Here is a 24,644-nt window from a genome sequence, read left to right as displayed (position 1 = left end):
CCTACTCTGCTGCGTACACTGTCGAACCTTGCGGAGACGGAGAGTTCGAGGGGCCGTCGCCGTTCTCTCCATGGGTATCCGCCGGGCGATCGGGAGGGGGCAGCCGCTCGGGCGGGCCATGGTGTTTGGTGCTGGCGTCGCCCGGCCCGATTCCTTGGGATTGGGCCTCCTCGTCCTTGCGGGGGAACAGATAGGAAAGTCCGCGCACGGTCTGGTAAAATGCCATCACGAAGAATTCGAGAATGCCGCGAATGGCGCCGATGTCCTTGCGGCGGCCCTGCTGGAACCGGATCCATTCGTTGGAATCGGCGAATACGAGATCCGCGACCAGCCGGAAATGCTCGGCCTCCTTGGTGGAGAACCGGCAGCCGAGCGCCTGGCCGCCCTGGTCGCGCACCACCGACATCACTTTCAGAGGCAGGGAATTGGTGGTCAGCATCGGTGAGCGCGGTTCGAAGCGCATCATCACTTCTTCGCCGCGCTTGAGGCCCTTGAGGGCGGACGCGGGAACCAGAACGCGCGTTCCGCTTACGGATACGTCGTCGATCTTGGCGGCGACCACCTCGCTGCCGTAGACGATCTCAGCCTTGCGGTCGATTGTGATCCGCTGGCTTTGGCGCAGGTTCCGCCGCTCGGAGACCACGCCGAGCGCTGCCCCCATCAAGATGAGGTTGAACACGTTCCAACCGCCCACGACCAGCGCGATGTCCGCGATATAGGGCTGGGTCCACACCCGCCAGATCGTCACCAGGAGCGCGAACACGAGCAGGAAGAAAATGAAGTAGAACGGCCAGCCGAGCTCCGAGATCCGGCTTTGAGCGGTGGATTCCCCCTTGGCCGTCACCTTGAAGGTTGGCTTGGTCGGGTTCATGACCACGCCGCCGAGCGCTCGGATCAGGTAGATCGATTGGATCGTCTCGTATAATTCGGAGATGTAGGGCCAGCGGAAGCTCGAATACAGATAGTTCTGAAGTAGAACATTGATGAGCATATAGGTCAGCGTATATGCGGCGAATTCCGCGCCCGATGCATTGAAGATCTGCAGCGAAAAGAACAGGTAGGCCAGCGGCGCGAACAGGAAGGTCAACCGCGCGAACGGGAACATCCAGAACAGCGACGCGGCCATGTAGCACAGCCGCTGAGGCAACCGCAGCCCGCGCTTCAGGAACGGACGCTTCAGGAGAATGATCTGCAGCATTCCCTGGGCCCAGCGCGAGCGCTGGCCGATGAAGCTCGCGAACGTTTCCGGCTGGAGGCCCGCGATCATCGGACGGTCCACATAGGAGCTCTGCCAGCCGCGGGAATGCAGCTCCAGGGCGGTCTCCGCGTCCTCGGTGATCGAAACGCCGGAAAAGCCCCCGGCCGTCTCCAGCGCGGCGCGGCGCAACACGGCGGCCGAACCGCAGAAGAAGGAGGCGTCCCACTTGTCGAACCCGCGCTGGATCATGCCGTAGAACATCTCGTTCTCCGACGGCATGCGCGACCAGGTCTCCAGATTGCGCTCCAACGGGTCCGGGTTGATGAAGAAGTGGGGCGTCTGAACCAGGAACAGCCGCTTGTTCTCGCGGAACAGACCGACCGTCTGCTTGAGAAAGTCGCGGGCGGGGGCGTGGTCGGCGTCGAACACGACCACCAACTCGCCGTGGGAATGGGCGAGGCCGTTGTTCAGGTTGCCGGCCTTGGCGTGCAGGTTCTTTGCGCGCGTCAGGTAGCGCACCCCGAGGTCGCGGGCGAGCTGCTGGAGTTCGCGGCGGCGGGCCTGTGCCTCGGCGGCCTTCTCCGGATCGTCGTCCTCGCACTTCTGGTCGGTGCCGCCGTCGTCGAGCAGATAGACGGTGAACTTCTCGGCCGGATAGTCCATCTGGCGCGCGGCCGCCAGCGTGGTGGCCAAGAGCTCCGCATCCTCGTTGTAGCTCGGCACGAACACGTCGACGGTCGGCTGATCCTCGTCCGGCAGCACCGGCGCCGGCGGGCGTCGCAAGGGATCGGCCACGGCGAACACGCTGAGGCACAGCATGAACACGCTGTACATCTCGGCGACGTAGAGGATGATCCCGGGGATAAAGTCTTCCAGCTGGGCGACCGGCGGAATCGTGCTGGTGGTGCGCCAGTAGACGTAGCGCAGCACGATCGCCGTGCCCAATCCGAGCACGATCAGGCGCGCGATTCCCTCGCGCTTGAAATTCTTCAAGATGGCGATGATCGCCGCGGCCGCCAGCGCGGTGATGAAATGCGTGTTGAGGTCGATCGGCTGCGTCACGAGAAACGCGAACAGCAGCGCGAGCACTGCCCAACCCGCTACGTTTAAGATTCTAGCCATTCACCGCTCGTCGGGCGCTCTTGTGCTTCGCCGGCCGCGATCGAGCTTGTTTCTCGATCGTCAGCGTGACCATCACCAAGCGAATCGTAGGACCCTTGCGTTAACACGTCCTCACCGGTTGGCGCGCGAAACTTGCAAGGCGTGCGCACTTCTATCTCATGAACCGGCAAGTATTTCACGAAAATTCCCTTAACACGAGCTGCGAGGCGCGGGTCGACGCAATCTCGCAACCCCAGCGCCCCGGCCGCTCGGTGCGCTGTCGAAGCCGGCGAACATGGTTAACGAATTCTCAAACCTTCTCCGGCTAGCAAGGTGCTGCCTCCACAAAGCGCGGAGTCCGTTTTGATTCCCGCTTTGCATTTTCCGGATCCCGGAGGCGGACGGCGCGAGATGGGAAGCCGATGTTGAAGTTCGTGGTGCGTGCGGTGTTGATCCTCGGTCTTGCTGCGGCGGTAGGGGCTTGCTCCTATCAGCCCCGAGGCCCGCGCTTGGCCAACCTTGCCAACAAGGTGCCAGTGGAGGAGGCGTTCATTACGCCGCCGCCGGGTGGGCCTGAGCCGATCGCCGTCATCGAACAGCGTTTCTCCAACGGCGTGCTCCAGGAGATCATTCTCGACAACCCGACGTCTTCGGCCGGCCAGAACGTGCTGGTCGCGCGGGCGTTCGGCCCGATGGGCGACGATCGCGGCGTGGAGCGGATGTCGCTCGACGAGCCGACGGTCGCCGACATCCGTCGCGAGATGCGCGAGCGCTTTCCCGGCGTCTATATGCAAGTGTCCGACACCTATGTGCAGAACCGCTACGGGCCGTTCGGCTTCGCCACCGGTCAGATGGGCGGTGGTGTGAACTGCATCTATGCGTGGCAAGAGATCCGCGCGAAGAAGAGCGTCTTGTTCCCCGGCTATCGCGGGGCGGTGACCTGGCGGTTGCGGGTCTGCGCCCATGCCACGGCGCGCGAGCTGCTCTATCTGGCCTATGGCCTCAACATCAACGTCTACTTCCTGGCCAACAATTGGAACATCTTCGGTGGCGATCTGCCCGAGCCGAACCCGGATATCGGCAAGCTCGGCAAGCCGCTGGGCCCGGACAAGGTCGTGGAAGACCTGTCGACGGCGCCGCCGATCGGCTGGGGCGAATACCGAAAGACCCGCTCCCGGTCCTCGCGCTCCTCGGCCTCCCGTACGAGCACCCGCACCCGGAGCACCACCACGGACGCCGATCTCACGAACGAGCCGGCGGTGGGAGCCGCGGTGGTGCCGCCGCCGGCGAACGCGCAACGCCAGCGCAGCACGTCGACGTCCTCCGCCGTGTCCTCGGTGCCGGCGCCGCCTTCGACGGGGCAATCGCGATCCTCTCAAGCGCCGTCCCAGCCGCAGGTGCAACGGGCACCCTCGATCGCCGCGCCGACCACCTCGCAGAGCATTCCTCGGCCGCCGGCGCCTGGCGCGACCAACCCGGCCCAACAGCCGGTGAGCAGGGCTCCGTCGCTGCCGGCCCCGTCGTCCTCGACGGACATCCCGAGGCCGTCAGCGACAAGCGGCGGCTCCAGCGGCGGTTCAAGCGGTGGTAGCGGTCAGGACTCCAGCGGAAACGGCAGCAACGGCGTGCGTCAGGTCGGGCCGTCCACCACGCTCATCCCCGCCCCGAAGGCGCCGCAGACCATCAGATAGGCGGGTACCGTCATGCCGTGTTGCGGCCGGGTGGGAAGGCGAGGTGGACGAACACGATCCGGCCGACGATCAACAGCGGTACGGCGAGGAAGGCACCGATGATGCCCCACAGCCAGAGCCACAGCACCAGGGCCAGGAACACCACCAGCGGTGTCATGGTGAAGCGTCGGCCAAGCACGGTCGGGGTCACGAACTGGCCCTCGAACAGGTTGAGCGCGACATAAACCAGCGGCGGCACGATGGCGGCGGACAGGCCGTCGAAGCTGAGTGCCGACACGCCGAACAGGATCACCGCCATTGCGGCCGGTCCGATATAGAGCGCGAAATTCAAGACTGCCGCCATCATGCCCCAGAGATGGGGCGACGGCAGGCCGAGGGCCCACATCGCCAGGCCCACGACAACGCCGAAACCGGCATTGATGGCGGTGATCGTCAGAACGTATTGCGACAGCGACCGCTCGATATCGCGGAACATTCGGGCCGCAGCCCGCCGGCGGCGAAACCGCACGAAGCTCGCGAGCGCTTGCCGGCGAAACTCCGCATGCCCCGCCAGGAAGAAGTAGAGCGTGGCAAGGAAAACGAGAACGTGTGCGCTGACGTCGGGCGCGGAGGAGACCATCGCGGTGATGATGCCCGGCGACTGCACCGATACCTGCATGGCCTGATCCGGACCGGGATTGGTCGCGTCCTGGACCTGCTTCTCCACCTCTTTGAGCGTTTCCAGCGGCCCGCGAATGTCCTTCCATTCATTTTCGAGCTTGGCGCCAATCTCCGGGATTCGGCTTGACCAGGTCTCCAGCGGGACGGCGAGCGCGGTGATCGCAGCAGCGATTGCGGCCACCATAGCGATCACGATCACGGCACTGGAGAGAGGTGCGGGCACCCCGCGCCTGCGCAGCCACTCCACGAACGGCGCCACGGTCAGCCCCACCAACAGGCCGGCGACGGTCGGTGCGAACACGTCGCGGCCGAAATGGAGAACGGCCGCAAGCGCGATCACGAACAGGCCGATCTGCGCCGTCATGGCGGCATTCGCCCAGGGGCGGCGTACGCCTCCGGTCTCCGCCTCGTCGTGATGGGCCAGGGCGGCGATGGTTAAATGACCGGGATCCCGCTCGGACATCGTTAGCGCTTTCGGCTTGCGCGGGAGAACGCTGCGGAACGGACCAGGCCCCACTTCGCCGGGAAAGGTTCGAGATCGCGCTCGCACCCGTCCGGGCGGCGCAAAAGGTTATGTGCCGACGGCATCTGCTGCCCCGCTTTGCTTGAAAATCCGAAAATACGCCCCGGATTTATTCGGGAGGGCTGCGGCCGCTCCCGGTTTTTTTCCTTTGGACTGTTCCAATGCGCGAAGGGCCGCAAACGTTCCCGCTTTGCTTGGGGAACGAACCCTATGCGCGCGGCGTTCTCATCTCGCGGTGGGCACGGCAGGTGGAGAGTGGACAATGATGTTGGAGCAAATCCGAGGCAATTGGCGGCAAATGAAGGGGGCGGTCCAGGAACAGTGGTTCCGGCTGACGGATGACGATTTGGAGCACATCGACGGTCGCCTCGAGCGCTTGGTTCGACGGATCGAGGTGCGTTACGGCGTCTCGACTGAGGAAGCCTATCGGCAGATTACCCGATGGTTCGATGAGCTTGCGCCGGCGGCCTGAAATCCGCGTTCAGCCAGCTTTCTCGAACCGCGACTGGCCAATACGGTCGTGACGATCAACCCCGGCGTGAGCCGGGGTTTTTTGCTCTAAAGGGGTAGCTTTCGTCCCGCTTGATCCGGTGGGATCAGCGGGGCATTGCCATGCGCCTCGTCGGCGCAACCGCGCAGGATCTCGCCCAGCGCCGCAAAGTCCGCCTTGCGCGGGGAGGAGCGCCGCCAGGCAAGACCGACATCGCGTTTCGGGCTCGGGGCGTGGAACTGCAGAAGGTCGATGCGCGGGTCCAGCGCCTCCGCCGCCATGCTCATCTCCGGCAACAACGTGACGCCGAAGCCGCTCGCCACCATCTGCATGATCGTCGTGAGGCTGGACGCTCCGAACCGAGCCTGCATGTCCGGTCGCACGCCGCGACAAAAGGCAAGCGCTTGGTCGCGAAGGCAGTGCCCTTCCTCTAGCAGCAGGAGCGGGGCGTTGGCGACGATCTGCTCCGGCGACCAGGCGGCATGATCGAACGCGCCGGCCTTCACCGCCAGCACGAACGGATCCTCGAACAAGGGCAGCGTCTCCACCTCACGCTCGTCGGGCGCGATCGGAAGCGCGATCAGGATCACGTCGAGGGCTCCGGCGGACAATTCGCTCAGAAGCGTGGCGGTGAGCGATTCCCGGATGGAGAGGTCGAGTTCGGGGTAGCGGGCCTGTAGCCGTGGCAGCGCCTTCGGCAGCACATAGGGCGCGATCGACGGAATCACGCCAAGCCGCAATGTACCCGACAGAACCGCCGAGCGATGATGGGCGTGGTCGACCAGATCGCGCACTTCCGTCAGAATGCGGGACGAACGCCGCGCGATCTCTTCGCCGTCGGCGGTCAGGCGGACCTCGCGCGGCAGCCGCTCCACCAGTTGCAGCTTGAGCTGATGCTCCAGAAGGCGGATCTGTTGCGACAAGGCCGGCTGTGTCACCGCGCACTCATCCGCTGCGCGGCCGAAATGGCGATGCCGCGCCAGCGCGTCGAGATAACGAAGCTGCTTCATCGTAACCATGTTCGATTAGATAATCTAATCGATGGCCGCATTCAATCCAATTAGAACTAATTGAATCTATGGGCCACTATGCGACCATCGCCGACCCTGGATGGGTCGCACGGGGACGCAACGCGGCCACGGTGAGGCGTGGGACGTCACATGGACGTCTCGACGTGGTGGCAAGAGCCGTTAGCATTGGAACGGTTCGAACTAAGCGCAAAGGTCGATCGGAGGAAAGAATGGACGCGAAAGTCGAAAAAACCGGCGGTTGCCCGGTGGTTCACGGTGTCACCAACATGAGCATGCGGTCCAACCGCGACTGGTGGCCGAACCAGCTCAACATCAAGATTCTGCATCAGTTTTCCTCGCTCTCCGACCCGATGTCGAAGGGGTTCGACTATGCCGAGGAGTTTCAGAAGCTCGACTATTGGGGTCTCAAGAAGGACCTTGAGAAGCTGATGACCGACAGCCAGGAGTGGTGGCCGGCGGACTTCGGCCACTACGGGCCGTTCATGATCCGCATGGCCTGGCACTCCGCCGGCACCTATCGCCAGGGCGACGGCCGCGGCGGCGGCGGGCGCGGTCAGCAGCGTTTCGCTCCGCTGAACGCCTGGCCGGATAACGTCAACCTCGACAAGGCGCGCCGCCTGCTGTGGCCGGTCAAGCAGAAGTACGGCAACAAGATCTCCTGGGCCGACCTGATGATCCTGGCCGGCAACGTCGCGCTGGAGTCCATGGGCTTCAAGACGTTCGGCTTTGCCGGTGGCCGCGAGGACGTGTGGGAGCCGGAAGAGGACGTCTATTGGGGCTCCGAGGAGGAGTGGCTGGAGCTCAGCGGTGGGCCCAACAGCCGCTATTCCGGCGATCGCGAGCTGGAAAACCCGCTGGCGGCAGTGCAGATGGGCCTGATCTACGTCAACCCGGAAGGCCCGGACGGCAATCCCGATCCGGTCGCAGCCGCCAAGGACATCCGCGAGACGTTCGCCCGCATGGCGATGAACGACGAGGAGACCGTCGCGCTGATCGCCGGCGGCCACACCTTCGGCAAGACCCATGGTGCGGGTGATGCTGCGCTGGTCGGTCCCGATCCGGAAGCCGTCGGCATTGCCGCCCAGGGGCTCGGCTGGGCGAGCACGTTCGGCAGCGGCATGGGCGACGACACCATCGGCGGCGGCCCGGAAGTCACCTGGACGCAGACCCCGACCAAGTGGAGCAACAACTTCTTCGAGAACCTGTTCGGTTTCGAATGGGAGCTGGAGAAGAGCCCGGCCGGTGCCCAGCAGTGGGTTGCCAAGAACGCGCCGGAGAGCATCCCGTATGCGCACAATCCGTCGAAGTTCCGCAAGCCGACGATGTTGACCACCGATCTCTCGCTCCGCTTCGACCCGGAATATGAGAAGATCTCCCGGCGCTTCTACGAGAACCCGGATCAGTTCGCCGACGCCTTCGCCCGCGCCTGGTTCAAGCTGACCCACCGCGATATGGGTCCGAAGGCGCGCTATATCGGTCCGGAAGTCCCGGCGGAAGATCTGGTTTGGCAGGATCCGATTCCGGCGGTCGATCACGTCCTGATCGACGACGTGGACATCACCGAGCTGAAGGCGAAGATCCTGGCGACGGGACTTTCGATCCCCGAGCTGGTCAAGACCGCCTGGGGTTCGGCCGCGACGTTCCGCGGGTCCGACAAGCGCGGTGGCGCCAACGGTGCGCGCATCCGTCTTGAGCCGGCCAGGAATTGGGCGGCCAACGAGCCGGAGCAGCTTGCGAAGGTTCTGAGCGCGCTGGAAGGCGTCCAGAAGGCCTTCAACGACGCTCAGACCGGCAACAAGAAGGTGTCGCTCGCCGATCTGATCGTGCTCGGCGGTGCCGCTGCGATCGAGCAGGCGGCCATCGATGCCGGCCATCCGGTCGAGGTGCCGTTCGTGCCTGGTCGCATGGATGCGAGCCAGGATCAGACCGACGTGGAGGCCTATGCCGTTCTGGAGCCGGTGGCCGATGCCTTCCGGAACTTCCAGAAGGATCGCTATGCCATCACCGGCGAGGAGCTGATGCTCGACAAGGCCCAGCTCCTGACGCTTACGGCGCCTGAGATGACCGTCCTGGTCGGCGGCATGCGCGCGCTCGGGGCCAACCATGGCGGCTCCAAGCACGGCATCTTCACCGATCGCCCGGGCCAGCTTACCAACGACTTCTTCGTGAACCTGCTCGACATGAGCACGAAGTGGGAGCCCACGGACGGCACAGAGGAAGTGTTCGAGGGCCGCGACCGCAAGTCGGGTGCCGTCAAGTGGACCGCGACGCGCGTCGACCTGGTGTTCGGGTCGAACTCCCAGCTCAGGGCGCTCGCCGAGGTCTATGGTCAGCGCGACAATCAGCAGAAGTTCGTGAAGGATTTCGTTGCGGCCTGGACCAAGGTCATGACAGCGGACCGCTTCGACCTGGCCTGATTGTCCTCACGCCGGCCGGATTGACCGGCCGGCCGCAAATTGCGACCGGCGTCCGGAAGCGGGCGCCGGTCGTTTTCGTTGAGCCGTCGTGGCGCGCGCAAGCTTGGTTGCTCGTCCTGACCAATCGATCGGCGCGTGATCGCGTGCCGCGGCCTCCGCTTGCTTCCTGAGATCACGCGCATTTTCGCGAGATCCGCCAAGTCCCGGTAAGTCCCGGCTATCGCCGGTCCGTGCCAACCAAAGTTGCGGATTACACCGGAGCGCGCGAGGGCGGGCGGAGGCTTCGGAACGGTCGCATCGGTCAAAACGCGTGGGCAAGCTCCGCGATCGCGGCAGCCCTTGGAGCCTGACATGGGCCGACATCCGGTTCCGCATTTCCGGTTTCCCGCTTTGGGAGCGCGGAAATCGGGCAGTGCAATTCCTCCGGATCAATCCGGCGTGGACAACGTCGAAAAGCCCTGCGAGGGTCTTGCATTCACTCCTCCAACCGACTAGGCATTCCGCTCTCGACGGACACTGCTTCGTCGCGACAGCCACGGTCTTCCGATCGACCGTTCGGCTCGGCAGGCGCCGGTAGCTCAGCTGGATAGAGCACCAGACTACGAATCTGGGGGTCGGGGGTTCGAATCCTCCCCGGCGCGCCATTCCCTTTTGGGAATGGTCGCCCTCGTCTAAAAGTGAGTTCGAATTTCGTTCGAACGAGCGCGCCACTCGCGACCAAACCCGCGAACCCCTTTCGGCGGGTTTCCTGTGAGCGTGGCCTCCAGCATATCTTTCGCTCAGACAATGCGGATGAGGTCGGGTTTGACCTTAATGCGGTCGACGACGGCGCGGATGAGTGCGCGGCGATCCGTGATCGGGGCCGTGCTGAGTTTTGTCCGCATTTCGGCGCCGAACCGGCGGCAACGCAGCGTTGGGGTTGGAAATCCTCGGCGGGGCGTCCAGGGTATCGTCACCCAAGATACCATGCTCTTGGCCCGCTGGCTTTTTACATCTAAAGAACACTAAGGCTGTTCCGTTCTTTGACAAAGTGTATGAAACGCAATGGCTTGCTTGCCAGAGGCTCCCCCGCACACGCGGGGATAGACCCTGCACTCCGTCCCAGATCTTTCGGCAGGCCATGGCTCCCCCGCACACGCGGGGATAGACCTCAATCTTCTCCAGTCTGAGCTGTCAGATAATAGGCTCCCCCGCACACGCGGGGATAGACCCTTTCCTGGTGTTCGGAGCATCTGGCCGTCGTCGGCTCCCCCGCACACGCGGGGATAGACCCCCGAAAGTGACCGGGAGAGATCACGCCCCGCAGGCTCCCCCGCACACGCGGGGATAGACCCGCGAGATTGGCCAAGGAATTTGCGGCTGCGGCGGCTCCCCCGCACACGCGGGGATAGACCCACTACTGAGGGTCGCCTTTTCGTCGTCGTCGAGGCTCCCCCGCACACGCGGGGATAGACCCTGCTCCGCAAGTGCCGGGTTGGTCTTCTGGAGGGCTCCCCCGCACACGCGGGGATAGACCCCATCGAGACGAGATGATCGGCCGCGTGGTGTCGGCTCCCCCGCACACGCGGGGATAGACCCCTCGAGGATAAATTGCGCGGTCGCATCCCGCAGGCTCCCCCGCACACGCGGGGATAGACCCTTCGATCTGCCCCGGGGGCTGGGCAAGCCGAAGGCTCCCCCGCACACGCGGGGATAGACCCCCGACGTCGTCGTCATCGTCGAAATCGTCGACGGCTCCCCCGCACACGCGGGGATAGACCCTCTGCCGTCCCGATGATCTTCACCACCATGGTGGCTCCCCCGCACACGCGGGGATAGACCCCTGATGGGGGCGAAGCTCGCTCTTCATGCGCTGGCTCCCCCGCACACGCGGGGATAGACCCGACAAGCTGGAGGCCCTCCGAGACTTCGCCGGGGCTCCCCCGCACACGCGGGGATAGACCAGATCACAGCGAAACGCCGCAAGCCTCCAGGAAGGCTCCCCCGCACACGCGGGGATAGACCCCAAAAGGTCACTCAGAAGCCCCCGGCGGCCTTCGGCTCCCCCGCACACGCGGGGATAGACTGCCCTTAACGATCAGGAAGCAGCACGCCGCATTTTGAACGTGGCGACAACTGAAGAGGTGAGGGGCGCGCCGCGGGGCCGGAAGTAAACCCCGACATTGGCGATCCGAATATGGCTCGGCGCGCGTCCTCAAAGATAGGCGCGTCGACGGACGGGAGCAACTGCGATGGTCGGAGCATCGTTCTCAATCGCCACGGACGGAATCGACGCGGCGTCCGCCGGTTCGGCTTCCCGGCAATACGGGGATAGGTCCGACGATCTGGTTTCCGCCGTCGGGGCGCTTGGGGCTCCCTCGCATAGTTCTTGTCCACTCGACAGGGGCCTGAGGCCGGTCTGAGGCGAAGAGCGACAGGCCAGCCCTTGAGGCAAAGAAGGAAGAAGCGGCTACGCTCGCAGCGCTTTGAGGGGCCGCGTCGTTGTTTTGGCGCGAAAAAATTGGTCCAAGTGGACAGTCGAGGCGCGCGAACGGTTAGTTGAAGGGGGCTCCAGTATGACGTCGGGGATCAGTTCCGCCGGTGGAATGGTTCGGTTCCCTTGGGGCAAACTTGACCGGGCCGGTAGCGGCGAATTCCATCACCTCGCCCATCACATGGCCGACGTCGCGGCGTGCGTCGAGGTGTTGTGTCGTTTGCCAGTGATCCGTCGTCGTCTTGAGAGTGCCGCAGGTCAACCGCTCTCCGAGACGCTCCTGGCCCGGCTCGCCGTCTTGGCGTTTCTGCACGATATCGGCAAGCTCCATCCCGGCTTTCAGGCAATCGGCTGGCCGAAATGGCCGCGCGGGGTCGCTCGCCACGGCCATCAGCGGGAGGGCTTGGCGATCGTCTGTGACCCTCGGGTCCGACCGATCCGGGACGCTCTTCCGTGGGCCGAGCTCTCGACCTGGACGGATCAACTCGGCTTGCTCGTCTGTATCTTTTCGCACCACGGACGCCCGACCGAGCTTGAAGACGCGGCTGGGGTGGGCTGGTCGGCCGTTAGCTGCGCAACCGTCTTTTACGATCCGGTCGGGGCCGCTCGCGAAATCGGCCAGATCCTACCGGACTGGTTTCCCGACGCATTTGTCGAGGGAGGCGAGCCGCTACCGGCGACGCCTGCATTTCAGCATCTCTTCTGCGGTCTCCTGACCCTTGCCGACTGGATCGGCTCCGATCGAAGAATTTTCGAGTTCGTCGGCACGTTCGATCCGAGCTACATGGCGCGTGCGCGCGAAAAAGCCGAAGAGGCCGTCCGCACCCTTCGGCTCGATGTCGGGAGCCTTGTCGAGCGTGTCGCCGGGCACGCTGATTTCACAAGTCTCACCGGTTTCACCGAACCAAAGGCGCACCAAGCTTTGGTCGGCGCTCACCCGCTCGACGAGCGGCTCCTGATCCTTGAAGCCGAAACAGGCTCCGGCAAGACCGAGGCCGCGCTTTGGCGCTTCGTGCGGCTGTTCGAAGCCGGGCTGGTCGACAGTCTCTATTTTGCGCTGCCGACCCGCGCGGCGGCCGCCCAATTGCAGCACCGGGTGCAAAAGGCGGCCGAGCGCGTGTTCGGCGATCTGGCGCCGGAGGTCGTTCTGGCCGTGCCCGGCTATGTGCGGGCGGGCACGCACGAGGGGCTGGCACTGCCCGGCTTCGAGGTGCGCTGGGACGATGATTCCGAAGGGGACGAGCGAACATGGCTTGCGCGCTGGGCGGCGGAAAGCGCCAAGCGCTATCTCGCCGCGCCGATCGCGGTCGGCACGGTCGATCAGGCGATGCTGGCTGCGCTTGCCGTCAAGCACGCCCATCTGCGTGCCGCCTCGCTGTCGCGTAGCCTGCTGGTCATCGACGAATGCCATTCGAGTGATGGTTACCAGGTCGAAGTGCAAACCCACCTCTTGAAGATGCATCTCGGCTGGGGTGGGCACGCCTTCCTGATGTCGGCGACGCTGGGCTCGAAGGCGCGGGTCAAATGGCTGGGTGCGGGCCTCAAGGGCCGACCGAAGCCGCCGAGCTTCGAGGAGGCGATTGCCGCGCCTTACCCGGCGCTTTGGAGCCGGTCTCAGCCGAATCCGGCGAGCTTAGGCGAGACCTGCCGCGAGGACGATCAGAAGTCCGTTGCCGTCGACCTCGTGCCCACCATGGCCGCTGAGGAGGCGGCGGGGATCGCCATTGCGGCCGCCGAACACGGGGCGCGGGTGCTGCTGATCCGCAACACCGTCGACGCGGCCGTCGCCACCTTCGAGGCGGTGATGGAGGCCGGCGGCAGCGCACTTTTGCTTCAGGTCGCCGGCGGACCGGCGCTGCATCACGGGCGGTTTTCAGCGGAAGATCGCCGGCTCCTCGACGGAGCCGTGGAAGCTGCCCTCTCGCCGGAGCGGACAGCGATCGAGGGCCGGATCGTCATCGGCACCCAGACGCTGGAGCAAAGCCTGGACGTCTGCTCAGATTTTCTTCTCACTGACCTTTGCCCGGTGGATGTGCTCTTGCAGCGGATCGGCCGCCTGCATCGGCGTCGGGAGGTTCCGCGACCGGACAGCTTCGCAACGCCGCGCTGCCGGGTGATGCAGCCGGAGGCGGGGCTTGCGCCGCTGCTCGCGCCCGCGTTCGAGAACGGGCTGGGCGCATGGGCGACCAAGGCGGGGCCACAAGGGATCTACATGGATCTCGCAGTCCTGGAGCTGACCCGGCGGTTGGTGGTCGAGCGGCCGGTCTGGACGATCCCCGCCGACAATCGGTTCCTGGTCGAAAGCGCGACCCATACGGACCGCATCGACGGGCTTCACGGTGAGCTGGGAGCGGAATGGGCGGGCTACCGAGACACCGTCGTCGGCAAACAGATCGCCGAAGTCGGCGCGGCGAAAGCCGTCGTGCTGCAATTGAAACACGGGTTTCAGGACGATCGTGTCCGCTTTCCCGGGGACGAGGAGCGCATTCGCACGCGGCTCGGCGAAGAGGGCGCGCGGGTGACATTCGCTGAGCCCGTGGTCGGACCCTTCGGCGCCGCCATCGAAGGGGTAACCCTGCCGGCGCACTGGTCACGCGGGCTCGACACAACCGAGCCGGTGACGCCTGAGAGCGACGGGGAGGGGGCGTTGAGCTTCGAGATCGAAGGGCGATCGCTTCATTACGACAGGCGCGGATTGCGCAAGGCCAGCTGATCTGCGGTCAGGCGTAACGCGAGCTGCCCTTTCCTCCTCGGAAAATTCAAGGGCGAAAACCACTTCGTCTTGACCACCTTGGCTGGTGGCGATTCAATTCGATCGGTCTGGGGAGGGTGATGGATGACGACGGCGATTCGCAAACGGCTTGGGCCGGTTCGGCCAGGACGATCCGCCTGACATGACGGACCTTCTCACCGATCCGCTTATCCGGGCCGCCCCGCACGGCGCGCTCAGCCTGCCCGGCGTGCTGGCCGCTCTTGCCCGCGACGAGATCGCGTCCTTTCCCGCGATGCGGCCGCATCAGGCGCCGGCCTGGCACATGTTTCTGGTTCAGTTGGCGGCGCTTGCCCTCGTGGCCGAGGATACGGACGAAATCCCCACCGACGAGGCCGATTGGGCTCGCCTGCTGCGTGGCCTTACGACCGATTTCCCCGAGGATGAGCCCTGGCGGCTGGTGGTCGACGACTGGACGAAGCCGGCCTTCCTGCAGCCGCCGGTGCCGGACGGGGTCAAGCTTTCGGGAGAGGTCGCGACGGCGGACGCCCTCGATTTGCTGATCACGTCGCGCAACCACGATCTCAAGCAGGCGATCGCCCGCGCCGGCGCGCCGGAGGACTGGGTCTTCGCGCTTGTCTCGCTGCAGACGATGGAAGGCTACGGCGGCGCCGGTAATCACGGCATCGCCCGCATGAATGGCGGGTCGTCGTCGCGACCGATGCTGGGGCTCGCGCCGGCGCAGCATCTCGCCGGGCGGGCCGTCGAGCCGCGCCTGGGCGCCCATTTCGGGCGCGACGTCGAGATTCTGCTCGCCACCCGCGACGACCAGCTCGACGATCGCTGGAGCCATCTCGACTATCCTATGGAAGGCGGGCTCGGCCTGAGCTGGCTCGCGCCCTGGCCGGAAGGCAGCCAGCTCAAGCTCTCCGAGCTGGATATCTGGTTCATCGAGGTGTGCCGGCGGGTGCGCCTGGTGAGCCGTGACGGAACGCTTTCCGCCCGACGCGGCACCTCCAAGGCGCAGCGGATAGCGGCCAAACCGTTCAACGGTGCTGTCGGCGATCCCTGGGCCCCGACCCACAAGACCGAGGCCAAGAGCTTCACGCTTGGCGAGGCCGACTTCGACTATCGCACGCTCTCCCGTTTGCTCTTCGGCGAGAAGGGCAAAAAGGGGCATGAGGCGAACTGGGAGATCCCCCTGCTCGCCACTCCGACCGAAGCCGAGCAGGACCAGGACACGCTCGTTCTGGTTGCCCAGGCCTTGTCGCGCGGCAACAGCAAAACCGATGGCTTCAAGTCGCGCGTGCTGCCGATCCGCCACCGCATTCTCCGTGGCTTCGGGAGCGACGATCAGCGCGCCCGCCTCTACGAACTGGCTCAGGCGCAAATGGCCGATATCGAGGTATTCGACCTGGCCATCCGCAACGGTCTGGCCCGCATGTCGGCCGCCGGCGAGCGGGAATTGACCAAGGACGATTACGCTCATGCCGCAGATGCCCGCCGGCGGTTCGCCAACGTCGTTGACGCGGTCTTCTTCGAGGCGCTGTGGGATCGGTTCGAGGCGCAGGACGCCAGCGAGGCAGCGGTGGATGCGGTAGGAATCGCGTTCGCCCGGCGTCTTTTCGAGCGTGCCAGCGCCCTGTTCGAAGCCGAACTCGGCGCCGTCCCGTGCGCGAGCCTGTTTCGCTGGCGCGCCGAAGCACGGGCCCGTGCGGACTTTGATCGAACGGTGCGCCGCACGTTCCCCGATCTGTTCCCTCGCCAACACCGCCCGGAGGCCGACGATGACGTCGACAGCTCAGCAGCCTGACGATATCGGCTTTCACCTCTCCCGTGCGTTGCTGGAACTGGGGACCGGGCCGCTCGCCGAGCTGCGCCGCATGGACGTCAACGGCGTCGGCCCGCCGGCCTATTGGCATGTGGCGCACGAGCTGAAGCTCGGAAACGAAGCGGCAGACCCGCGCTGGATGCAGATCGTCAAGATCCTGGCGATCCTGACGCCGAAGGGCCGGCGCCTGTCCAGCGATCGGCTGCACGAGCGCAAGCGTCCGCTCGGGCGGATGCTGTGCGACGGTGGCGATCCCCAGTGGCGGCCGCCCCAGGTCGAGGAGCCGGACGGGATCATCAGTCAGGTCCGTCTCGCGCGCTTCCTGGCGCTGCCGGCCGACCAGGTCGCGCCCGGCCTGGAGCGGCTCACCCGCGTCCTCGCCCGCACCAAGCCACGGTCGAATGGTGTCGACTGCACCGAGATCGTCCGGCTCCTACTGGACCCGGCCAATCCTGAGCGCAAGCGCCGGCTTGCGGCGGACTACTACGCCCGCCTCGACCGCCGTGTCTCAGAGACGAACCAAACCTCAGAAGAAGAGCCCGCCTGATGTCCGAGACCCGCTTTCTGCAGATCCACACGCTCCATTCCTATCCCGCCGCGCTCCTGAACCGCGACGACAGCGGGCTTGCCAAGCGGCTGCCCTATGGCGGGGAGATGCGCACCCGGGTGTCCTCCCAGTGCCTCAAGCGCCACTGGCGCATGGCCGAGGACGACCCGCATGCGCTCAGGCGGATCGATGGAGCGGAACTCGCGCACCGCTCGCGCGAGTTGGTGACCCGGAAGGTCATCGCGCCGTTGCGCGGAACCTATCCTGACGCCGTTGTCGAGGCGCTGGAGCCGGCGTTCCAGAAGGCCGTCTATGGCGACAAGGGCGATCAGGGCAAGCAGAGCCGGCAGACGCTGCTGTTCGGTGCGCCGGAGATTACCTGGCTCGCGGCCGAGGCCGACCGGCTGGCCCGAGAGGCCGGGGACGATCCGAAAGCGGCAGAGACGTCGGCAGCGGAGTGGGGCAAGGCGTTCCGCGCCAACATCCGCGTGATGCGCGAGGCGACCAAGCTGCCGGGCGGGCTGACCGCCGCTCTGTTCGGCCGCATGGTGACCTCCGACCCGAGCGCCAACATCGACGCGGCGATCCACGTCGCCCACGCCTTCACCGTCCATGCCGAGGAGAGCGAGAGCGACTACCTGACCGCCGTCGACGATCTCCACACCGACGACGAGGATGCCGGCGCCGATACCATCCAGGAGACCGAGCTGACCTCCGGCCTGTTCTACGGCTACGTGGTCGTGGACGTGCCGGGACTCGTCGAAAATCTCGGCGACGACCGGCAGCTCGCGGCCGAGGTCATCCACAATCTCCTTTATCTGATCGCCGAGGTCTCACCCGGCGCCAAGCTCGGCTCGACTGCGCCCTACAGCCGGGCGTCTTTGATGTTGGTGGAGGCCGGCGACCGACAGCCGCGCAGCCTCGCCGGCGCCTACCGCGACGCGGCACGGCCAGATCTCGGCGAGGCGGTCGCGAAGCTTTCCAACCACCTCCACGACCTCGACCGATGCTATGCCACCGGCGAGACGCGTCGGTTTCTCTCGCTGGCGAATACGGATCTGTCGGGTGCGGAGCGGGGCGATCTTGCCCAGATCGCCACGTGGGCAGCGGACCAGGTACGCGGCTCGGCATGAGCGGCGCGCGACATCTGATCCTGCGGCTCGAGGCACCGCTCGCCGCGTTCGGTGGCGTTGCGATCGATCAGGTCGGCATCACCCGCGACTTTCCGGCCGCCTCCATGCTGACCGGGCTGATCGCCAATGCGCTCGGCTACCGGCGTACCGAGACGGCAGCCCACCAGGCGCTGCAGGACCGGCTGGTCTTCGCCGCCCGTCGCGAGCATGAGCCGGTGCTGGGCCGCTTGACGGACACCCAGAACGCACAGCTTGCCGCCGACGACAAGGGCTGGACCACGTTCGGCGCCCCCGAAGGCCGCGCCGGCGCCAGCTATGGCGCGCCCCATCGCCGCCGCCGCGATTACCATGCCGACGTGTTGATGACGGTCGCGCTCAGGCTCGACCCCGCCGAGACCGATCCGACCCTTGAGCGGATTGAAGCGGCGCTCGACCGGCCGGCGCGGCCGTTGTTCCTCGGTCGCAAGCCGTGCCTGCCGTCCGCGCCGCTCTACCGGGGCTTTGTGATGGCCGAGACCGCGGGTGAGGCGCTGCGCCTTGTTCCGTCCGGCTCCCCTGGAGCTGGCGCATCGGAGCGATTGCGCGCGTTATGGCCGGTCGACGAAGCGCCGGTGACCGGCGCGGAGATCGAGCGGATCTACCCGCTCCCGGACATCCGGAACTGGACGACCGGGCTGCACGGCGGCACGCGGATGATTGCGGAGGGGAGCCTGATGCCGGCGGAGGCGGCCCCATGAGCCCGCTGCATCTGATCCGCGTCACCGTCGACCTCGGTGCGCTCGGCAAATGGGCGGCGGAGCGCGACTATGGCTGGACCGTCCAGCGCAGCCGGGAGGGGCGCCCACGCGACACGCAGTTCGACGAGGGTCGGGCGCTGCATCATCTGGTGTCGGAAACTTTCGGCAAAGGGGAGCTACAGCCCTTTCGATTGATGCCCGCCCCTGGCGGCGTTCGCGGCCATCTTTACGCCTACAGCGCCGAGTCCGCCAAAGCGCTCGTCGAAACGGCACGCGCCTGCGCTCTGCCGGAGGTGCTCGACGTTGTTGACCTTGAGGGTCTTTCCGGCAAGCCGATGCCCGAGACATGGGCCGAAGGGCGCCGGCTCGGTTTCGAGGCCCGCGTTCGCCCGACCCGGCGCCTGATGAAGCCTTTGCCGCGCACGGATGGGAAGGCGTTTGCCGCCGGCGCCGAGCTCGATGCCTTTCTCGTGGAGGCGCTTCGGCGCTTTCCGGACGAGCGTGACCCGGATGGCAACATGACCGCCGCCGGCCGAAAGCGCGAAGCGGTCTATACGGAGTGGCTCGGCGAGCGGTTGGGGGCGGCGGCCGCGATCGAGACGGCGGAACTGGCGCAGTTTCTCCGTGTGAAGGCGGCACGAAAGGATCGGTCTGCGGAAGGACCCGACGCCGTTCTGCGGGGGACCCTGATCGTTGGCGACCCGAGCGCCTTTCAAGAGCGCCTGCAAAAGGGGATCGGCCGGCATACGGCCTATGGCTACGGCATGCTGCTCCTGCGTCCGCCGGGGAGGGGATAGAGGATGCTGACCGGTCGGCTTGGGCTTGAGAAGGCTCGCATTCCCCACGCCGATCGGCACGGCCTCGTCTGGCTCGACCGGGGCCGGCTCGAGGTCGAGGACGGCTGCCTGCGCTTCGTCACCGCCGGCGGCGGAGACCTCGCCCCCGGCGACTACCAGATCCCGCATCAGGGCGTGTCGATCATCCTGCTCGGGCCGGGCTCCAGCGTCACCCACGACGCCCTGCGCATTCTTGCGCGCCATGGCTGCGCACTTGCCGCAATCGGCGAAGGCGCCGTCCGCTTCTACACGGCACCTCCGCTGATGCCGGACAGTTCCGCCGTCGCCCGCGCCCAGGTCACGCTTTGGGCGGATCCCAAGCGCCGTATGGAGGTGGCCCGCGCCATGTACGCCATCCGCTTCGGCGAGATCGTCCGCACCCGCGATATCGAAGTTCTGCGCGGGCAGGAAGGCGCGCGCATCAAGCGCAGCTACCAGCTCGCCGCCGACCGTTTTGCCGTCCCATGGCACGGCCGACGCTACGACCGGGCCCGTCCGGATGCCGGCGACTTGCCCAACCAGGCGATCAACCATGCGGCGACCGCGATGACGGCCGCCGCCTCCGTCGCCGTTGCCTCCGTCGGGGCGATCCCTCAGCTCGGCTTCGTGCACGAGGACTCCGGTCAGTCCTTCGTCCTCGATATCGCCGACCTCTACCGCCACGACGTCACGCTGGAGATCGCCTTCGGCGCTGCCAAGGAGGCGGCCAAGGGCGGAGAGGGCGTCGAACGACTGGTCCGTCGGCGCGCGGCGAAGATCTTCCGCCAACGCTCGGTGATCCCGACAATGATCGATCGCATCAAGATGTTGCTCGGCGTTGGCGACAAGGACCTGGAAGACGTGATCGAGGGGGACGATTGATGCCGATGGTGGTGATCGTAACCCGCGACGTGGAGGCGCGCTATCGCGGCTTTCTGGGCTCGGCAATGCTGGAGCTGTCGCCCGGCGTCTATGCTCATCCCCGCATGAGCGCCGGCGTTCGCAAACGGCTCTGGGAGGTGGTGTCGGATTGGTATGCCCGCCTCGGCCGCGGCAGCATCGTCATGACCTGGGCCGACAGCGGTGCCAACGGGGCGCTCGGGCTGGAAGTCCTCGGCGAGCCGCCCAAGGACATTGTCGCCCACGATGCCATGCTGCTGGTGCGCCGGCCTCTCCCTGCGGAAGAGCGCTAACGCTTTTCCCGTTCTTTGACAAAGTGTATGAAACGTAATGGCTTACTTGCCAGAGGCTCCCCCGCACACGCGGGGATAGACCCTAGAAAGGAGATCGCAGCATGACGGTCATGGTGGCTCCCCCGCACACGCGGGGATAGACCCGCGACCCAGTGCGGATCGATGCAGTCGGCGTAGGCTCCCCCGCACACGCGGGGATAGACCCCAGATCCGGCCGCCTGTAGCACTGATTCAGCCGGCTCCCCCGCACACGCGGGGATAGACCCTGGCGGAACTTGGTGAGCGGCGTAAGCCCCATGGCTCCCCCGCACACGCGGGGATAGACCCTGAAGCAGGCCCGGCAAACGCTGGGCCTAACGGGCTCCCCCGCACACGCGGGGATAGACCCTGCCGACTACATGTCTCTGAACCTTACCGACCGGCTCCCCCGCACACGCGGGGATAGACCCTCCCAAGCGCTTCGTCTTCGAACATGGCCACGGGCTCCCCCGCACACGCGGGGATAGACCCCGGTCCAGCGGGATCCGGTGACCTTCCTTCGCGGCTCCCCCGCACACGCGGGGATAGACCCTGCCCGCGGTAGTGATCGTAGTGGGCCAGCGAGGCTCCCCCGCACACGCGGGGATAGACCCCATTGGATAGCGCGGCCCACCGCGCGGCGCGGGCTCCCCCGCACACGCGGGGATAGACCCTAAGAAAACGCGCGACACCGGGAATATTAGCAGGCTCCCCCGCACACGCGGGGATAGACCCCTGCTTTTGTCCGATCCGGCGGGCGCCGACGAGGCTCCCCCGCACACGCGGGGATAGACCCCTGCTTTTGTCCGATCCGGCGGGCGCCGACGAGGCTCCCCCGCACACGCGGGGATAGACCCCTGCTTTTGTCCGATCCGGCGGGCGCCGACGAGGCTCCCCCGCACACGCGGGGATAGACCCCTGCTTTTGTCCGATCCGGCGGGCGCCGACGAGGCTCCCCCGCACACGCGGGGATAGACCCCCGATGCTCATCCGACATCCGGAAGCCGGGCTGGCTCCCCCGCACACGCGGGGATAGACCCGTGCTCCAGCACTTCTCGGCACTCTTGCGCGCGGCTCCCCCGCACACGCGGGCATAGACCTTTCCAATGGCCAGCCACAATCAAAGGTAAAATTTATTGTTGAAAATAATATCTAAGCGTGTAATTCTCATATTGTCGGCCGATTGTAGTGGAGGCATGTAATGATCGAGGTGTATGAAGGCCAAATTTATTCATTTTCAACAAAATTTAACAGTGGGACTCGAGGATATACATATGGAGTCCATGTAAATACCGCCGATGGCACCGCGCGATCGGGAGTGGATTATAGTTCGTTAGATGACTGGATCCCATCTGGAAACTATCCGGCTGTAATTTCTAGACACACAATAAATGTATTCTCAGATGATCTTATTGAGGGTGATGAGTATTTCTACGTTCAGAATACTGACTACCGTCAAGATGGATCTCCATTTGATGAAAACGTATACGAATATAAGATTATTGATACAACTAACAAAATAGTATTTGCAGACATTAATGGTGACGGACAGGTCGAGGATATCGAGATTAATTTTTATAATTATAATAAATACCTAAATGTTATTGGAGAATCTCTTGTATCTGCTCAAGAGCAGAAAAGTGAATTGCTTGAATTTATAAAAAATAATTCGAAAGAAATAGAAGATCTCCATCTTCAGAGTGCAATGAATATATTGGATTTTTCAGAAGATGTTGCGATGAAGTTGGCCAATTTTGGGAAGCTTCCGAAGGGGGATTTTCTTTCTAGTATGCTTAATCTAAGTGATATTGTTGCTGATTTTGCGGATTCATCTGATAGGCTTAGCGATCTTGCTGATGAGCCGAATGCAATTAACGCGATGCAATCTTTAATTTCCCTTACGGATGCTGTAACTGAATTTCTTCTTGTAAAGAAGGCAGCTAAGACGATATTCGGCGTCGATGTTGTGGATAGTGCCTTGAAAGGGGCTAATGTTTTCCTTGATTCTATTGAGATTAATTCTAAAATTAGCGAAATGGAAGAAATAATAAGGGATTTTAATGAAAACAAAATACCCGAATTGGATAAAAATATTGATTCTTATAATGAATCTATAAGTAATATATTGTCGGCGATTGATGATGGTGACGATGTTGAATTTGAAGGATATGCAGTTTCCTATCCTAAGGCGGGGATTATTTCAAGCGAAGATCGGGGCGTGGGCGATGTTAAGGCTGTTTACAAGGAGGAATTGACTGAGGGTTTGAATGTCTGGACCGGTTCTAATGATCCTGAGTTGTTCAATATAGATGGTGGAGGCGCTCATTTTATCGACGCTCGGGGCGGTTTTGATATTGTAGACATAGATATATCTGCCATGGATACTGCTATTTCCTATGATTATGAAAATGATTATGCAATTTTGTCTGTTGGCGAGGATCCGTCATTTGTATCTGCTTCGGGTGTTGAGCGGATAGAGTTTGCTGATGGTGTGCTCGCATTCGATATCGACGGCGTCGCAGGGCAGGCATACCGCCTTTATAAAGCCGCATTTGATCGAAAGCCGGACTCTGCCGGGCTTGGGTTTTGGGTGGAGCAGTTGGATCATGCTCGCGTTAGCCTCGACGAAACGGCGGGTTATTTCCTGTCGTCTGAAGAGTTCTCGCAAAATTTTGGCTCAGAAGACAGTCTATCTGACGATGACTTCCTAAGCCTACTTTACAATAACGTCTTGGATCGCGATCCGGATCAGGCTGGCTTTGATTTTTGGTCCGAGGCATTTGGAGAAGGTATTAGTAGGTCTGAGGTTCTCAAGTATTTTTCCGAAAGTTCCGAAAATAAAGAGAATGTTGCGGCAGCAATTGATGATGGTATTTGGTATGTGTGAGGGTGCATAGGAGCCAACGTGAAGGGGCTACGATATGGTATTGGTCGCTTGCTGAAGCGTAGCCGTTCAATTGCCCTGTTTGCGTCGGTTCAGGCATGTTTCGGAGGCAAGAGCGCGCCCGACGGATTTCTCCGGCCTCCAGATGGTTCTCGGTGTGGAGCGGGAGCGGCCTCAGAGGGATAGGAGCAATCGCGCTCTCGCGTGCAGGCTTAATCAGCTCGGCGAACTCGCTCAACGAGCCCAAAAGGCTGCTGAGAGACGTTGAGCTCGTGGCGTTCAAGCTGGAGATTTCAAGAACACCGGTCAGGCGGTATGGCCAACCGCTCGGCCGGCCAGACGATCAGCAGGACGAAACCATCTGACGTCGCCGCGACACGAATACGCGCCTTTTCCGCATGCAGGCCTTTGAGGGCATTTTCTGTGGACCGTCTCGTCATAGCCGGCGCCGTATCGCCGATCGATCGCGGGCTATGCCACGCAGACGACCTCCGGTTCGTTGCGGAGTTTAGTCTCTGCTAACCAAATCACGACGACGGTGTGGCCATCGAAACAGATCGGTGGCCCCGTGCTTTCACTTATCCATTCTTCGACATGGCCCGACGATTGGTGCGCCTACGTCGCCGCCATGCCTGCGACGGTTGATCATGCCCTCGACAGGCTGGATCTGGCTCTTGCGCAGGCTCGGCGCTGGGACAGCGCGCTGCGGCCGCTGGCGTTGGACATTCGCGACGTGCGCGACAGTCTTGAGGCCGGACGGCCGGATGCGACGCTCGCCGCGGGCTTAATAAGAATCGCGACGCGGGCCGCCGAAGTCGCCATCGGTGCAGATGATGACGACGCGGCGAATATGTTGGCCGCCGTTGCTGAAGCATTGGCGAGGCCACGCCCGGCATGAAACCTAGTGCCGCGCTGGCCTAAGCTCATTCTTCTGTTCGGGGGTGAGTGTTGAGCGCTGCTTTGGACAGTGCGCGCGGCAACATCGCGCGCTCGCTTGGATTTTGAGCGGCAAGACTGCCAGACCCGTTCCGCTTTTCTCCGACTCGCGTTGCCTTCCAGGCGTCGCCCGGTTTTGCCGGGGCCGGCTTTGTCAGCGTCGGATGCGTGCGCTCGTGGTGGCCGTTCCGTTGCGAAAGGCCGCCGGCAGGGCGATTGCGCAATGGCAGAGCTGCATGGGTTGGCCTGCGGACAA

General features: G+C 64.0%; 16 protein-coding genes, 1 tRNA gene and 2 CRISPR repeat arrays. Of the genes, 14 read left to right on the top strand and 3 right to left on the bottom strand.

The window, feature by feature from the left end; genetic code table 11:
• Nucleotide 1: 1 nt before the first annotated feature.
• Nucleotides 2–2,320 (bottom strand): UDP-forming cellulose synthase catalytic subunit, encoded by a 2,319-nt coding sequence (bcsA, locus tag HNS03_RS04600; RefSeq protein ID WP_367193470.1) that lies wholly within the window; start codon nucleotides 2,318–2,320, stop codon nucleotides 2–4.
• 401 nt (nucleotides 2,321–2,721) lie between these two features.
• Between bcsA and bcsN the strand changes: the two genes are divergently transcribed.
• Nucleotides 2,722–3,990 carry a cellulose biosynthesis protein BcsN gene (gene bcsN / locus HNS03_RS04595; protein ID WP_367193468.1) on the top strand — a complete coding sequence of 423 codons (1,269 nt, stop codon included), beginning with the start codon at nucleotides 2,722–2,724 and terminating at the stop codon, nucleotides 3,988–3,990.
• Nucleotides 3,991–4,000: 10 nt separating this feature from the next.
• On the opposite strand, the gene HNS03_RS04590 is transcribed toward bcsN, so the two are convergent.
• On the bottom strand, nucleotides 4,001–5,113 hold the full coding sequence (locus tag HNS03_RS04590; protein ID WP_367193467.1) for an AI-2E family transporter: 1,113 nt from the start codon (nucleotides 5,111–5,113) through the stop codon (nucleotides 4,001–4,003).
• Nucleotides 5,114–5,435: 322 nt separating this feature from the next.
• On the opposite strand from HNS03_RS04590, the gene HNS03_RS04585 reads away from it, so the two are divergent.
• A complete protein-coding gene (locus HNS03_RS04585) occupies nucleotides 5,436–5,645 on the top strand; it encodes a CsbD family protein (RefSeq protein WP_367193465.1) in 210 nt (69 codons plus the stop codon).
• A gap of 86 nt (nucleotides 5,646–5,731) precedes the next feature.
• Here the strand turns inward: HNS03_RS04585 and HNS03_RS04580 are convergent, their stop codons facing one another.
• A complete protein-coding gene (locus tag HNS03_RS04580) occupies nucleotides 5,732–6,682 on the bottom strand; it encodes a hydrogen peroxide-inducible genes activator (protein WP_367193463.1) in 951 nt (316 codons plus the stop codon).
• Nucleotides 6,683–6,903: 221 nt separating this feature from the next.
• On the opposite strand from HNS03_RS04580, the gene katG reads away from it, so the two are divergent.
• From katG to HNS03_RS04520, 12 genes are all read left to right on the top strand, one after another.
• Entirely contained in the window at nucleotides 6,904–9,111 is a 2,208-nt protein-coding gene (gene katG, locus HNS03_RS04575; protein WP_367193461.1) for a catalase/peroxidase HPI, read from the top strand.
• 567 nt (nucleotides 9,112–9,678) lie between these two features.
• A tRNA-Arg gene (locus tag HNS03_RS04570) sits at nucleotides 9,679–9,755 on the top strand.
• 417 nt (nucleotides 9,756–10,172) lie between these two features.
• Nucleotides 10,173–11,178: a CRISPR direct-repeat array (repeat unit 27 nt; unit sequence GGCTCCCCCGCACACGCGGGGATAGAC).
• Nucleotides 11,179–11,666: 488 nt separating this feature from the next.
• Nucleotides 11,667–14,297: a CRISPR-associated helicase Cas3' gene (gene cas3 / locus HNS03_RS04565; protein WP_367193460.1), complete on the top strand. Its 2,631-nt coding sequence runs from the start codon at nucleotides 11,667–11,669 to the stop codon at nucleotides 14,295–14,297.
• A gap of 181 nt (nucleotides 14,298–14,478) precedes the next feature.
• Nucleotides 14,479–16,107 carry a type I-E CRISPR-associated protein Cse1/CasA gene (casA, locus tag HNS03_RS04560; RefSeq protein ID WP_367193458.1) on the top strand — a complete coding sequence of 543 codons (1,629 nt, stop codon included), beginning with the start codon at nucleotides 14,479–14,481 and terminating at the stop codon, nucleotides 16,105–16,107.
• A complete protein-coding gene (locus HNS03_RS04555; RefSeq protein WP_367193457.1) occupies nucleotides 16,082–16,672 on the top strand; it encodes a hypothetical protein in 591 nt (196 codons plus the stop codon). The genes casA and HNS03_RS04555 overlap by 26 nt, the downstream gene beginning before the upstream one ends.
• Complete coding sequence (gene cas7e, locus HNS03_RS04550) at nucleotides 16,672–17,805, top strand: type I-E CRISPR-associated protein Cas7/Cse4/CasC (RefSeq protein ID WP_367193455.1); 1,134 nt, start codon at nucleotides 16,672–16,674, stop codon at nucleotides 17,803–17,805. Before HNS03_RS04555 ends, cas7e begins: the two co-directional genes overlap by 1 nt.
• A complete protein-coding gene (gene cas5e / locus HNS03_RS04545; RefSeq protein WP_367193453.1) occupies nucleotides 17,802–18,542 on the top strand; it encodes a type I-E CRISPR-associated protein Cas5/CasD in 741 nt (246 codons plus the stop codon). The genes cas7e and cas5e overlap by 4 nt, the downstream gene beginning before the upstream one ends.
• Complete coding sequence (locus HNS03_RS04540; protein WP_367193452.1) at nucleotides 18,539–19,339, top strand: type I-E CRISPR-associated protein Cas6/Cse3/CasE; 801 nt, start codon at nucleotides 18,539–18,541, stop codon at nucleotides 19,337–19,339. The genes cas5e and HNS03_RS04540 overlap by 4 nt, the downstream gene beginning before the upstream one ends.
• 3 nt (nucleotides 19,340–19,342) lie before the next feature.
• Complete coding sequence (gene cas1e / locus HNS03_RS04535) at nucleotides 19,343–20,239, top strand: type I-E CRISPR-associated endonuclease Cas1e (protein ID WP_367193450.1); 897 nt, start codon at nucleotides 19,343–19,345, stop codon at nucleotides 20,237–20,239.
• Between the two features lie 5 nt (nucleotides 20,240–20,244).
• A complete protein-coding gene (cas2e, locus tag HNS03_RS04530; RefSeq protein ID WP_367193449.1) occupies nucleotides 20,245–20,550 on the top strand; it encodes a type I-E CRISPR-associated endoribonuclease Cas2e in 306 nt (101 codons plus the stop codon).
• A 54-nt stretch (nucleotides 20,551–20,604) separates the two neighbouring features.
• A CRISPR array of direct repeats spans nucleotides 20,605–21,669; the repeat unit is 29 nt; unit sequence GGCTCCCCCGCACACGCGGGGATAGACCC.
• A gap of 100 nt (nucleotides 21,670–21,769) precedes the next feature.
• Nucleotides 21,770–23,455 (top strand): DUF4214 domain-containing protein, encoded by a 1,686-nt coding sequence (locus tag HNS03_RS04525; protein WP_367193447.1) that lies wholly within the window; start codon nucleotides 21,770–21,772, stop codon nucleotides 23,453–23,455.
• A gap of 565 nt (nucleotides 23,456–24,020) precedes the next feature.
• Nucleotides 24,021–24,350, top strand: a complete 330-nt coding sequence (locus HNS03_RS04520; RefSeq protein WP_367193446.1) for a hypothetical protein — start codon at nucleotides 24,021–24,023, stop codon at nucleotides 24,348–24,350.
• The last annotated feature ends 294 nt before the right edge of the window (nucleotides 24,351–24,644 follow it).

Origin of the sequence: Amorphus sp. 3PC139-8 (assembly GCF_040750475.1) — a bacterium.
Taxonomy (GTDB): domain Bacteria; phylum Pseudomonadota; class Alphaproteobacteria; order Rhizobiales; family Amorphaceae; genus Amorphus.
Note: the sequence above shows the minus strand (reverse complement) of the source record. Positions and strands in the feature narration are given on the sequence as shown.

What these genes read in the sequence shown, in the direction of transcription:
- bcsA (WP_367193470.1), bottom strand. Translation starts at nt 2,320, where the DNA reads ATGGCTAGAATCTTAAACGTAGCGGGTTGGGCAGTGCTCGCGCTGCTG.
- bcsN (WP_367193468.1), top strand. Translation starts at nt 2,722, where the DNA reads ATGTTGAAGTTCGTGGTGCGTGCGGTGTTGATCCTCGGTCTTGCTGCG.
- HNS03_RS04590 (WP_367193467.1), bottom strand. Translation starts at nt 5,113, where the DNA reads ATGTCCGAGCGGGATCCCGGTCATTTAACCATCGCCGCCCTGGCCCAT.
- HNS03_RS04585 (WP_367193465.1), top strand. Translation starts at nt 5,436, where the DNA reads ATGATGTTGGAGCAAATCCGAGGCAATTGGCGGCAAATGAAGGGGGCG.
- HNS03_RS04580 (WP_367193463.1), bottom strand. Translation starts at nt 6,682, where the DNA reads ATGGTTACGATGAAGCAGCTTCGTTATCTCGACGCGCTGGCGCGGCAT.
- katG (WP_367193461.1), top strand. Translation starts at nt 6,904, where the DNA reads ATGGACGCGAAAGTCGAAAAAACCGGCGGTTGCCCGGTGGTTCACGGT.
- cas3 (WP_367193460.1), top strand. Translation starts at nt 11,667, where the DNA reads ATGACGTCGGGGATCAGTTCCGCCGGTGGAATGGTTCGGTTCCCTTGG.
- casA (WP_367193458.1), top strand. Translation starts at nt 14,479, where the DNA reads ATGACGGACCTTCTCACCGATCCGCTTATCCGGGCCGCCCCGCACGGC.
- HNS03_RS04555 (WP_367193457.1), top strand. Translation starts at nt 16,082, where the DNA reads ATGACGTCGACAGCTCAGCAGCCTGACGATATCGGCTTTCACCTCTCC.
- cas7e (WP_367193455.1), top strand. Translation starts at nt 16,672, where the DNA reads ATGTCCGAGACCCGCTTTCTGCAGATCCACACGCTCCATTCCTATCCC.
- cas5e (WP_367193453.1), top strand. Translation starts at nt 17,802, where the DNA reads ATGAGCGGCGCGCGACATCTGATCCTGCGGCTCGAGGCACCGCTCGCC.
- HNS03_RS04540 (WP_367193452.1), top strand. Translation starts at nt 18,539, where the DNA reads ATGAGCCCGCTGCATCTGATCCGCGTCACCGTCGACCTCGGTGCGCTC.
- cas1e (WP_367193450.1), top strand. Translation starts at nt 19,343, where the DNA reads ATGCTGACCGGTCGGCTTGGGCTTGAGAAGGCTCGCATTCCCCACGCC.
- cas2e (WP_367193449.1), top strand. Translation starts at nt 20,245, where the DNA reads ATGGTGGTGATCGTAACCCGCGACGTGGAGGCGCGCTATCGCGGCTTT.
- HNS03_RS04525 (WP_367193447.1), top strand. Translation starts at nt 21,770, where the DNA reads ATGATCGAGGTGTATGAAGGCCAAATTTATTCATTTTCAACAAAATTT.